Annotated in this window: 8 protein-coding genes; 7 read left to right on the forward strand and 1 reads right to left on the reverse strand. The window is 69.6% G+C overall.

Translation table 11 applies throughout. The annotated features are described in order from the left end of the window. The first annotated feature begins 14 nt into the window (after positions 1–14). Entirely contained in the window at positions 15–1,241 is a 1,227-nt protein-coding gene (gene tyrS, locus ACSJJU_RS08735) for a tyrosine--tRNA ligase (RefSeq protein ID WP_435914975.1), read from the forward strand. Between the two features lie 70 nt (positions 1,242–1,311). Here tyrS and ACSJJU_RS08740 read toward each other — a convergent pair whose 3' ends face one another. Beyond that, a complete protein-coding gene (locus ACSJJU_RS08740; RefSeq protein ID WP_435914976.1) occupies positions 1,312–4,338 on the reverse strand; it encodes a hypothetical protein in 3,027 nt (1,008 codons plus the stop codon). 121 nt (positions 4,339–4,459) lie between these two features. On the opposite strand from ACSJJU_RS08740, the gene ACSJJU_RS08745 reads away from it, so the two are divergent. From ACSJJU_RS08745 to ACSJJU_RS08770, 6 genes are all read left to right on the forward strand, one after another. Continuing rightward, a complete protein-coding gene (locus tag ACSJJU_RS08745; RefSeq protein ID WP_435914977.1) occupies positions 4,460–7,351 on the forward strand; it encodes a bifunctional [glutamine synthetase] adenylyltransferase/[glutamine synthetase]-adenylyl-L-tyrosine phosphorylase in 2,892 nt (963 codons plus the stop codon). After that, positions 7,348–7,854: a peroxiredoxin gene (locus tag ACSJJU_RS08750; protein WP_435914978.1), complete on the forward strand. Its 507-nt coding sequence runs from the start codon at positions 7,348–7,350 to the stop codon at positions 7,852–7,854. Before ACSJJU_RS08745 ends, ACSJJU_RS08750 begins: the two co-directional genes overlap by 4 nt. A gap of 109 nt (positions 7,855–7,963) precedes the next feature. After that, complete coding sequence (locus ACSJJU_RS08755; RefSeq protein ID WP_435914979.1) at positions 7,964–8,833, forward strand: ferritin-like domain-containing protein; 870 nt, start codon at positions 7,964–7,966, stop codon at positions 8,831–8,833. Between the two features lie 120 nt (positions 8,834–8,953). After that, the gene (locus ACSJJU_RS08760) at positions 8,954–10,138 is read left to right on the forward strand and encodes a peptidoglycan DD-metalloendopeptidase family protein (RefSeq protein WP_435914981.1); all 1,185 of its coding nucleotides are present in this window, start codon (positions 8,954–8,956) and stop codon (positions 10,136–10,138) included. 161 nt (positions 10,139–10,299) lie between these two features. Continuing rightward, positions 10,300–10,635 carry an iron-sulfur cluster insertion protein ErpA gene (gene erpA, locus ACSJJU_RS08765; protein ID WP_435914982.1) on the forward strand — a complete coding sequence of 112 codons (336 nt, stop codon included), beginning with the start codon at positions 10,300–10,302 and terminating at the stop codon, positions 10,633–10,635. Positions 10,636–10,669: 34 nt separating this feature from the next. After that, entirely contained in the window at positions 10,670–11,467 is a 798-nt protein-coding gene (locus ACSJJU_RS08770) for an exodeoxyribonuclease III (RefSeq protein WP_435914983.1), read from the forward strand. Positions 11,468–11,778 lie beyond the last annotated feature (311 nt).

Here is an 11,778-nt window from a genome sequence, read left to right on the forward strand (position 1 = left end):
CGAAGGCTTGAGTGATGTCAACGTTCCGCTCCGAATTCCTTAAGACGCTCGATGAGCGCGGCTTCATCCACCAGCAGACCGACGCTGCCGGGCTGGATGAACTGGCCGCCAAGGGACCGATCGTGGCCTATATCGGCTTTGACTGCACCGCCCGGTCCCTGCACGTGGGCTCGCTGGTGCAGATCATGATGCTGCGCTGGCTGCAAAAGACCGGGCACAAGCCGATCGTGCTGATGGGCGGCGGCACCACCCGCATCGGCGACCCGACCGGGCGCGACGAGGCCCGCAAGATGCTGAGCGACGCGGACATCGCCGAGAACATGGCGGGCATCCGCACCGTGTTCGACAAGTTCCTCACCTTCGGCGAGGGCGAGACCGACGCCATCATGGTGAACAACGCGGACTGGCTGGACAAGCTGGGCTACATCGACTTCCTGCGCGATGTGGGCCGCCACTTCTCGGTCAACCGCATGCTCACGTTCGATTCCGTGCGCCTGCGCCTGGAGCGCGAGCAGCCGATGTCGTTCCTGGAGTTCAACTACATGATCCTCCAGGCCTACGACTTCCTGGAGCTGAACCAGCGCATGAACTGCCGCCTGCAAATGGGCGGTTCGGACCAGTGGGGCAACATCGTCAACGGCGTGGAGCTGACCCGCCGCGTGGCGCAGACCGAGGTGTACGGCCTGACGACGCCGCTGCTCACCAAGTCGGACGGCTCCAAGATGGGCAAGACCGCCTCCGGCGCGGTGTGGCTCAACGAGGAGATGCTGCCGTCCTACGACTACTGGCAGTTCTGGCGGAACACGTCTGACGCGGACGTGGGCAAGTTCCTGCGCCTGTTCACCGAGCTGCCGCTCGACGAGATCAAGCGGCTGGAGAGCCTGGGCGGCTCGGAGATCAACGAGGCCAAGAAGATCCTCGCCAACGAGGCAACCGCCATGGCGCGCGGCCGCGAGGCTGCGGAAGCCGCCGCCGAGACCGCCCGCAAGACCTTCGAGGAAGGCGCCGCTGGCGACGCCCTGCCGCGCATCGCCGCCGCCGGGCCGATCGCCCTTGTCGATGCCATGGTGCAGCTTGGCCTCGCCGCCTCCAAGGGCGAGGCGCGCCGGCTCATCAAGCAGGGCGGCGCACGGGTCAACGGCGAGGCGGTGACGGACGAAGCCTTCGTGCTGACCCCGGCGGCGGACGCGGTGAAGATCTCCGCGGGCAAGAAGCGTCACGGTCTGGTGGAAGCCGCCTGATCCCGCCCTGTCCGGTTTGGCAGAAAGGGCCGCGTTCTCGATCGAGGCGCGGCCCTTTTTTTATCGGAAATCAGTGCCCGGACGTGCCACCGGCGGCGGGTGCGGGCGTCGCCTCCTCATCCTCCACCGTTGCCGGAGCGCCGGAGAGGAACAGCCGCAGGAAGCCGGGGGTAAGCCCCGAGGCGCCGTTGACCGTGATGTCCGGGTCGCGCAGCGCCCCTTCCACCCGGTAGTTGAAGCCGATCAGCCCCTCATGCTTGCCGCCCACCACCAGCGGTCCCAGCAGCGGGATCTTCCCGATGAGCGAATTGACGGTGTAGCTGGGCACCACCACGCCCTTCAGATGCACTTTGCCGAGGCTTTTCTGCACCTGCCCCTCAACCGTGATGCCGAGCGCCGGGCCGATCACCCGCCCGTCCTTGATGGTGAAGATGCCCTTGCGCAGGGTGAACGGCACCTTGGCGGTCTCGAAGCGGATGCCCCGGCCCGACAGGGTGTCGGCCAGGCCGGTGAGTGAGGCAAAGCCCAGGATCTTGGCCAGAACTGGCGCTTCCACCAGCCGGAAGTCCTTCATGCGCGCCACGCCGTCGATCTCCAGCGTCGGCCCGGTGCCGCGCATCTCCCCCTCGACCGTCAGCGTACCGCCCGCGCCGTTGGCGTAGAAGTCGAGCGCGTGCGCCAGCTCGCCCGCCTGCGCCGCCTCCAGCCGGAAGCGCCGCCGCGCCCCTTGGGTCGTCACCTGCGCGGACAGGGCCGAGGCCCCGTTCAGCTTGCCGGTGAAGTTGAGGGCGGCCAGCAGGTTGTCCTTCGTCTCGAAGCTGAGCGCGGCCCCGTCCACCCACTGGCCGTTGTAGAGCCTGACCGCGCGGAAGCTGCCGCCGCCCACCATGTCCGGCCAGATAGACTCGGCAGCGGCCCCGCCCGCACTGCCCTCGCCCTCGCCCTCCCCCGGCCCCGGCGCCAGGACGATGTCGAGCATGGGCTTCAGGTCGAGCGTGTCGCCGCGAATGGCGAGACGCATGGGCTGGCCGTCCGTGTCCACGATGTCGGCGGCGGCCACGTAGGCGGGCGTGTGCAGCCGGTCGAGGAACCAGTGGCGGCTCCCCCGCTGCGGATCGAGCACGCCCCGCCCGGTGGCGTGGTAGCGGTCCGCGCGCACCACCAGATCCTTCACCTGATAGAGGTCGCCGCTGCGGACGAGATCGAAGGTGGCCGTCGCCGCCTCGCCCGGCCGCTTCAGGATGCCGAGCTTTCTGAGATCGATGGTGGACCGGTCGAGGGAGGCGCGGATCGTGCCGCCCTCGATCGCCTGCCCCCGCCCCACCAGATCGAGCGTCAGGTCGATCGGCCCCTCCACCAGTGCGCCGACACCGTCGTAGCCGAGCCAGGTGAGCCGGTCGCCATCGGTGCTGGCCCGGATGTGATAACGGCTGGACGGCTCGCCGTTGGGCTCGAAGTTCTCGTGCCAGAGGATGTGGGCGAACTGGGGCCCGACCATGGCCGTGCCCTGCGCCTCGAGGCCATGGCGGTCGGCGGCGACCGTCACCCGGCCGCCCACAAGCCCGTGGCCGTTCAGCACGTCCGGCAGGCTGACGTTGACGCCCTGCGCCGTTGCGTTGAAGTCCACGTCGTCCAGCCCCACGCTGGCGCGCAGCGGCACGGTGAGCACGCCCTCCATGGTCATCAGGCCGCCCACGTTCGCCGGCTTCAGCCCGAACGCGGTGATGTAGCCAAGCGGCTCGCTGTCCAGCACCTGCAACAGCTGGTAGATCGCGCCCCGCCCCCGGGTCTCCACCACCGCCTCGGCGTCGTCCTTGCTGGCCAGCGCCTCCAGCCGGACCACCGACCCGGCCATGTCGATGCCGTTGATCTCGCCCTGCCGGATCTCGAACCGCAGCGTATCCCCGATGAGCCGCGCCTTGCCCGTCCCCCGGACCACCGGCGGCATGGGGCGGCGGTAATGCACGGTGAGGTTGCTGAAATCGAAGGAGAGATCGACCTTCTCATCCCCCTCCGGCGCCCGCGCGAGCGCCAGATCGAGGCGCGGCACGACGCCGCCGGAGACGTTCCGCACCACCCATGCGCGCCCGCCCTCGACAACGCCCTTCGGCCACAGCTCCCGCAGCTTGCGGGCGGAGATCGGCCCCAGCCGCAGCGTGGCGCTGTAGGCGTCGTCGCGCCAGGCGGCCGCGCCCTCCTCCACCGTCACGCCGCCGATCGTGCCCGCCAGTTGCTCCAGCCGGGCCGCCTGCGCCGCGCCGTCCCACACGAGGCGGGCCGACAGCCGGGCCACATCGACCGGCCGCGCCCAGAACTCGGGCAGCGCCACGCGCCCCCGCTCGGCCGACACGTTCGCCGCAACGGAAATCACCTTGTCCGCCCGGATGTCCGCCTCGATGCGCAGCGGCACGTCAAGCCTGCGCCCCGCCAGCGCCGGATGTACCGGCCCGGCAAGGCCGGTCAGCCCGTCGGCAACGAGGGTCGTCTGAAACGCCCAGGCGCCGTGGGGCACCGCCGAGCCTTCAATCCTGAGGGCCGCGCCGCTCTCGGGCCCGGTGAGGTGGGCAATCGCCTTGACCTTGAGCGTCCCCGGGTCATGCGCCTCGATGCGCCCGGCATTGAGCCGGAACCGGTGCCGGACGCCGCTCTCCGTCTCGGTGAAGTGGACGGCGATATCGTCCAGCACCAGGCTTTCCAGCCCGTCCACCCACGGCATGACCGGCAGCGCGCCGTCCCCCGGCGTGCGCAGCAGCGCCTCCACCTCCGCGCGGCTCCAGCGGGCATCGAGCGCCACGTCGCGCACGCGCAGGCGCTTCAGCCGGGGCGCGGCGCGCAGCAGGCTGTCGTGATCGATCTCCACCACCAGCCGGTCGACGCGCCCGGCAAGCCTGTCGCGGTAGCGGATGACAGCGCCGCGCACGTCCACGCGGACGCTGTCGCGCCACGGCAGGTTGCGGGCGCGAATCTCCCCGAGGGAGACCGACAGGCCAGGCACGCCCGCCTCGATCTCCTCCTCGATGGCAGAGGCAAGCCAGGTGGCGTCGATCTCCGCGCGCCAGAGCCAGGCAAGACCGACCACGCAAGCGCCGGCGGTCACGCCGAGCACCCCCGCTCCGATCACAAGCCTACGCCACCGTGCCAACCCGCTCACGCCTTTCCGCTGACAGAGTCCAAGCCAGCGCCTATAACGTGATTGATTGTGCAAGTGGATAGAATTGATGCCTCTCTCGTCGCAAGACCGGCTCGTGTTCCCGCTCAGCCTGCCGCAAGCCCGGCTGACGCCCGGCCTCATCCGGGATCTGCTGGGCCCGGAGCCCGCCCTCTCCCGGGAGGCGCTGGAGGCCAGCCCCCTGGTCCACGCCGCCGCCCATGCCTGGAAATACTCCCCCTATCTCAAGGGCCTGATCCGCAGTGATCCCGCCCGGATGAACCGTCTGGCCGCGGAAGGCCCGGAGGCGGTGGTGCGGGCGGCGCTCGACGCCGTCGCAGGCCTCACCGTCACGGAGATGACCACGGATGCGGTGATGGCGGCGCTGCGCCACGCCAAGGCGGACGTGGCGCTGGCAACCGCCCTGGCGGACATCGCCTGCCTGTGGCCGCTGGAGCAGGTGACCGGGGCGCTGGTCGACTTTGCCGGCCTTGCGACCGATACGGCCCTCAGCGCCGCCTGCCGGGACATAACCGGCGAGGCCGAGCCGCGCGGCTTTACCGTGCTGGCGCTGGGCAAGCTGGGCAGCCGCGAGCTGAACTATTCCTCCGACATCGACCTCATCCTGCTGTTCGACCCCGAGACGCTGCCCAGGGGACGCCGCAACGAGGACCCGCAGACGACGGCGGTCAAGATCGCGCAGAAGCTGGTGCAGGCCATGTCCACCCGCACGCCGGACGGCTACGTGTTCCGGGTCGATCTGCGGCTGCGCCCGGACCCGGACGTCACACCGCTTGCCCTGCCCGTCCGGGGCGCGGAGACCTACTACCAGTCCTCCGCCCTGCCGTGGGAGCGCTCCGCCTTCGTGCGGGCCCGGCCGGTGGCGGGCGACCTCGCCCTCGGCGAGGACTTCCTGCACGACATCCGCCCGTTCATCTGGCGGCGCTCCCTCGACTACACGGTGGTGCGCGACATCCGGGAGATGTCCCTCCACATCCGCGAGCACTTCGACCAGACCGAGATCGAACTGCACGGCTACGACGTGAAGCGCGGGCGCGGCGGCATCCGCGAGGTGGAGTTCTTCGTCCAGATCCACCAGCTCATCCACGGCGGGCGGGACGCGCGCCTGCAACTGCGCCCGACGCTGGAGGCGCTGAACGCGCTTCTGGAGACGGGCAAGGTCACCCCCCGCGAGGCCGAGACGCTGGAGCAGGCCTACCGCTTCCAGCGCGCCGTCGAGCACCGCCTCCAGATGGTGGACGACGCCCAGACCCACAGCATCCCGGAGGACGAGGACGCGGTGGCCGCCTTCGCCCGCTTCTGCGGCTACCGCTCGGTGCGGGAGCTGGCGGCGGCGATCCGGCGCCACGGCAATGCGGTGGCGAAGCTCTACGACCAGCTGGTCGAGCCGATGGCGGACGGTGCCCAGACGGTTCCGGTCGAGGCGCAGGCGCTGGCCGGGTGGCTCGCCGGGCACGACCTGCCGCCCGCCGACGGCGTGCCGCTGATCGAGAAGTGGCGCTCGGGCCGCTACCGCGCCCTGCGCTCGGACCGGGCGCGGGCGCTGCTGGAGGAAACCCTGCCTGCCATCGCCGAGGCGCTGGCCCGCACCCACGATCCCCGCGCCGCCCTGATGCGGTTCGATGACTTCCTCGCCGGGCTGCCGGCGGGCGTGCAGATCTTCTCCCTGTTCCAGAGCAACCCGGCGCTGCTCTCCCTGCTGGCCAAGGTGCTGACCATCGCCCCGCCCATCGCGGACGCGCTGCGCCGCTCGCCCGAGCTGCTCGACACCCTGCTCGACCCGGGCGCCGCCATCACCCTCTCCGACCCTGCCCTGCTGGCGGAATCGCTCGACCTGCGTCTGCGGCGGTTCGACGATCTGGAGGGCAAGCTGGACGAGGTGCGGCGCTGGGTGGCGGAGAACCAGTTCCTGATCGGCGTCGGGCTGCTGGAGCGCACCATTTCGCCCGAGCAGGCGCGCGCCGCCTACAGCCTGCTGGCGGACCTCGCCGTGCCCGCCCTGACCGACGCGGCGACCGAGGCGTTCAGCCGCCGCCACGGCCGGGTGCCCGGCGGCGCGCTGGTGATCCTGGCGCTGGGGCGGTTCGGCAGCGCCAACCTGACGGCGGGGTCGGACCTGGACCTGGTGTTTCTGTTCACCGGCGAGCATGACACCCCCTCGGACGGCCCCTCGCCGCTCTCGGCAACGCACTATTTCAACCGGCTGGCCCAGCGGGTGATCACCGCCCTCTCCGCCCAGACCGCCGCGGGCGGCCTCTACGAGGTGGACACGCGCCTGCGCCCCTCGGGCCAGCAGGGGCTTCTGGCGGTGTCGATCGACAGCTTCCTCGCCTACGAGCGCAAGGAGGCCTGGACGTGGGAGCACATGGCGCTCACCCCGGCCCGGGTGATCTATGGCCCGGAGGCGGTGCGGGCGCACCTGCTCGACGGCATCGCCGAGGTGGTCCGCCAGCCGCGCGACCCGGCGAAGCTGCGCAAGGACGTGCTGGAGATGCGGGCGGAGATGGACACCCACCGCCCGGCCAGCTCCGTCTGGGACGTGAAGCGCCGCCCCGGCGGGCTGATCGATCTGGAGTTCATCGCCCAGTATCTGGCCCTGCGGGAGGCTTCGACCGGGCGGCTGCCGCCGCTCGGCTCGCCGGCCGCGATCCTTCGGCGCTTGACAGAAACGGACCTCCTGCCCAAGGACATCGCGCACGATCTGGCAAGCGCCTACACGTGCTTCTCGGCCGTGCAGACGGTCCTCAGGGTCGGCTTCGACGCCCCGCCCGCGACGGCCGAGATCAACGCCGGGATGGCGGCGACGCTCGCCCGGTGCCTGGGGAAGGCGAACCTGCGGAACGCGGAGACGGCGCTCGCCAAGACCTGCCAGACGGTGGCGGCGGCGTGGAGCACGGTGTTCGGCTCGCCCCGCCCGAAGCAAAAGGAAGGAAAAGCATGACGACGATCGACGCTGCTGCCCCCGAGACCGGTGCTGTGGAAGCCGGCAAGGCCGCTCCCGACTTCTCCCTCGCGCTGGACGACGGCCGCACGGTCAGCCTGGCCGATTTCCGGGGCAAGCCGCTGGTGCTTTACTTCTACCCGAAGGACGACACCTCGGGCTGCACGTCCGAGGCCAAGGCCTTCAGCGAGCTGAAGCCGGAATTCGACGCCCTTGGCGTTGAAATCGTTGGCGTCTCCCGCGACAGCATCGCCTCCCACACCAGGTTCCGGCAGAAGTACGATCTCACGGTTCATCTTGGAAGCGACCCCGATCTTGAAACCATTCGCGCCTACGGCGTTTGGGTCGAGAAGAGCATGTACGGCCGAAAGTACATGGGGATCGAGCGCGCCACCTTTCTCATCGACGGCGCAGGCGTGGTGCACACGGTCTGGCGGAAGGTGAAGGTGACGGGCCATGCCGCCGCCGTGCTGAAGGCGGCCAAGGCGCTGGCATCCGCCTGACCTCTGGCTGGTCGGGACGAAGGCCGGACCGGGGATCCGCCGGTCCGCCCGCCATCGGTTGGTTTTCTGACCGTTTTTTTGATGTGCGCATGAAGGGAAGGACAGCCTGATGTCCAGCACAGGCCCGGGCTCCGGGCTGGTATTCACCGTATCCGGCCCGGACTCCGGCACTAAACCCGCCACCCTCGGTCAGGCGGCCGTGGACGTTCTGACCACCGCCGACGCCGCCGCGAAGGCGCGGCGCACGCAGTGCCATGCCGCAGCCTGGCGCGCGGGCCGGCTCGACTGGTCCTTCGACGCGCTGCCGCCCGATCGCCCGGCCCGGCCGCTGCATCCCGAACTGCTGCCGCCCAACCGCATGCCCAAGCGCGGCAAGGCGGGCTCGCTGGCGGCGCGCGTGGCGCTTCTCCATGCGCTGGCGCACATCGAGCTGAACGCCATCGACCTGGCGTGGGATCTGCTCGCCCGCTTCGGGGCCGAAATGCCCCGCCCGTTTGCGGACGACTGGGTGCGCGTCGCCGACGAGGAGGCGCTGCACTTCCTGCTGCTGGAGCAGCGCCTGCACGACCTCGGCAGCCACTACGGCGCCCTGCCCGCCCATGACGGGCTGTGGGAGGCGGCGCAGGTGACCGCCCACGACCTGCTGGCCCGCCTCGCCGTGGTGCCGCAGGTTCTGGAAGCGCGCGGCCTGGATGTGACGCCCCAGACGATCGAACGGCTGGAGCGGGCGGAGGATACGGAAAGCGCGGCCATTCTCGGGCGGATCTACCGGGACGAGATCGGCCACGTGGCGGCGGGCAATCGCTGGTTCCGCCACCTGTGCGACCGGCGGGGCGAGCCGCCCGCCGCTGCGTTCCATGCGGCTGTGAAGCGATATTTCCGGGGCGACCTCAAGCCGCCGTTCAACGATCCCGCGCGGCTGGAGGCCGGTTTATCGCCGGATTTCTACGAACCCCTTGCGGGAAGCAACGCGGCTTGACTAGAAAACCCCGCTCCCGATAGGCGGGAGCATCCGGGGTCATGAGGACACGACTGGGGCCGGCGCGCAAGCCGGAGCAACGGCGCCGTTTGGCGGCACGCAACTGAAGGAGCGACCATCATGGAGAAATTCACGGGCCTGCTCCGGGTCTGCACGGCAAAGATTCGCAACGCTTTTCCAGAGCAGCAGATCTACTTCAGAAGCAACGGCAACGTCCGGTACATCCGCCTGTCCTCCCGCGCCCAGCTCATGGCCCTGGCCAGCGCCGTCGCGCTTGTCGGCACCCTGACCGCCGTCGGCGTCTCCGCAACCGTCCGCCATTTCGAGCTGTCCCGGCGCGAGCAGCGGGTGGAGGCGCTGGAAAGCGACATCACCGCCATGGCGAGCCGGATCGAGAGCCGCCAGCAGGCGCTCCTCGCGCTCATGAACCAGCGGCTGGGCCCGACGGAAGGCACCCGGACCGCCAGCGCCAGCGCCAGCGCCCGGGACATGGCGATGACCACCGCCGCGGTTGCGCCGGCCCTTGCCGGCCAGTCCTTCCTGCCGGGCTCCAGCGACGCCTCTGCGGAGCTGCAACGCTACCGCAGCTACGAGCAGCAGCAGCTTGCCCTGATCCGCGATGCCACCCTTGCGGCCGAGACCCGGGTGCAGCAGACGGAGGACATTCTGCGGAAGCTGGGCATCAACAGCCGCCGGCTGATCAACCTGTCGCCGGCGCCCCTGCACCAGACAGGCCTTGGCGGCCCGCTGGTGGCGGCCGATCTCGACGAGGCCGGCGCGCCGTTCACCGGTGCGTTCGAGAGCCCGTTCCGCAAGCTCATCGCCTCCTGGAACAAGCTGGATTCGCTGGAGCGCGCCAGCCTGTCGATCCCGGCGATCATCCCGGTCAAGTCCTACGAGCACTCCAGCGGCTACGGCTACCGGCACGATCCGTTTACGGGCGGCGGCGCCTTCCATACGGGGGTTGACCTCTCCGGCCGCTACGGCGAGCCGGTGGTGGCCGCCGCGGGCGGCACCGTGACCCGCGCCGCCTGGTGGGGCGCCTACGGCCAGATGGTGGAGATCGACCACGGCCGCGGGCTGGTGACGCGCTATGGCCACCTCTCCTCCATCAAGGCAAAGCCCGGCCAGAAGGTGGCCCCCGGCACGGTGATCGGCCTCATGGGCTCCACCGGCCGCTCGACCGGCACCCACCTGCACTACGAGGTGCGGTTCGAGGACCGGGCGCTCAATCCGCTGCCGTTCCTGAAGGCATCGGCCGATCTGCGCGCCATCCAGCAGCGGGCGCTGAGCACGCAGGGTTGACCGGCCGGTCGCGCCCGGCCCTCCGGTCCTGATGCCACGTGCCTCCGGTCCTGATGCCACGTGATTGAATTCCCGCCCCATCTTCCCTAGATCAGACGGGCAGCCCGATGCGCTGCCCGGCGCGCGGCTGCGCGCGCTGCACTGTCTGGAGGTTCTTGCCCATGTCCCAACCGCCCGTCGCCCTTTCGGAGGCCGCTGCCAGGCGGGTCGCCACGCTCATCGAGCGCCAGGGCAACCCGCGGCTCAAGTTGCGCCTGTCGGTCGATGGCGGCGGCTGCTCGGGCTTCCAGTACAAGTTCGGCTTCGACGAGACGGTCCAGCCCGACGACACGGTGGTCGAGCGCGACGGCGTCACCCTGCTGGTGGATGCGGTCAGCCTGCCCTTCCTGGAGGGGGCGGAAGTGGATTATGTCGAGACGCTGGGGGCGGCCTCCTTCCAGGTGAAGAATCCCAACGCCCAGTCGTCCTGCGGCTGCGGCACCTCCTTCTCCATCTGATTTTCTGCTGATTTCCTGAACGAACGGGGCAAACGTGCGGATCGCAACCTTCAACATCAACGGGATCGGCGCGCGCCTGCCCCGCCTGCTGGAATGGCTGGACGAGTTCGGGCCGGACGTGGTCTGCCTTCAGGAGATCAAGACCCAGACGGACAGCTTCCCCCGCCTGGAGTTCGAGACGCGCGGCTATGCCTGCGCCGTGCACGGCCAGAAGGGCTTCAATGGCGTCGCCATCCTGAGCCGGATCGGCCTTGAGGACGTCTCCATCGGCCTGCCGGGCGACGAGACCGACGAGCAGTCCCGCTTCATCGAGGCGACGGTGGGCGAAGGCCGCAGCGCCGTTCGCGTGGCCTGCCTCTACCTGCCCAACGGCAACCCCCAGCCCGGCCCCAAGTTCGACTACAAGCTGGCGTGGATGCGCCGCCTGATCGCCCACGCGCGGGCCGAGCTGGCCCGGGAGCGCCCCTACATTCTCGCGGGCGACTACAACGTCTGCCCGAGGGATGAGGACGTGTGGGACGTGGCGAAGATGGCGGACGATGCCCTCACCCAGCCGGAATCCCGCGCCCTGTTCCACGAGCTGCTGTGGCTCGGCTTCACCGACGCCATCCGCACCTTCCAGCCCAAAGGCCATGCCTTCACCTACTGGGACTATCAGGCCGGCGCCTGGAACAAGGACTGGGGCCTGCGCATCGATCACATGCTGCTCTCGCCCCAGGCCGCCGACCGGCTGGCGGCGGCGGGCATCGACCGCAAGCCCCGGGGCCGGGAAAAGGCATCGGATCATACACCCGTCTGGTGTGAATTGAGCAACAGCCGCACCTCGGCGTGAAGGCGGAGCCCGCCCTGCCCGGGCGGGCCACACCAGCGCCCCAACTATCCCAATTGGTTACTTGACGCTACGTTCAAGCGCCCGCCAAGCTCGCTTCGGCTGTCTTATACCCTCGCCCTGCGCCGTCGCGTTCCGCGCGGTTTTCTCCGGTTTTCGCCAGTTTTTCTGTTTTAGAATTAAAAATTGGCCGCCTTGTCGGCCAATTTTACAGCATTTTCGCGGCGAAATGGCTTCTTCTCGAATAACCCTATGATTTGTCCATACTATCCAATATGGCACATTGATTGCTTCTCTTCTCTTGCCAAGAGCAA

Origin of the sequence: Pedomonas sp. V897 (assembly GCF_051304405.1) — a bacterium.
Taxonomy (GTDB): domain Bacteria; phylum Pseudomonadota; class Alphaproteobacteria; order Sphingomonadales; family Sphingomonadaceae; genus Pedomonas.

Excerpts from the sequence above, each read along its gene's own strand:
- tyrS (WP_435914975.1), top strand. The coding sequence starts at position 15 with ATGTCAACGTTCCGCTCCGAATTCCTTAAGACGCTCGATGAGCGCGGC.
- ACSJJU_RS08745 (WP_435914977.1), top strand. The coding sequence starts at position 4,460 with ATGCCTCTCTCGTCGCAAGACCGGCTCGTGTTCCCGCTCAGCCTGCCG.
- ACSJJU_RS08750 (WP_435914978.1), top strand. The coding sequence starts at position 7,348 with ATGACGACGATCGACGCTGCTGCCCCCGAGACCGGTGCTGTGGAAGCC.
- ACSJJU_RS08755 (WP_435914979.1), top strand. The coding sequence starts at position 7,964 with ATGTCCAGCACAGGCCCGGGCTCCGGGCTGGTATTCACCGTATCCGGC.
- ACSJJU_RS08760 (WP_435914981.1), top strand. The coding sequence starts at position 8,954 with ATGGAGAAATTCACGGGCCTGCTCCGGGTCTGCACGGCAAAGATTCGC.
- erpA (WP_435914982.1), top strand. The coding sequence starts at position 10,300 with ATGTCCCAACCGCCCGTCGCCCTTTCGGAGGCCGCTGCCAGGCGGGTC.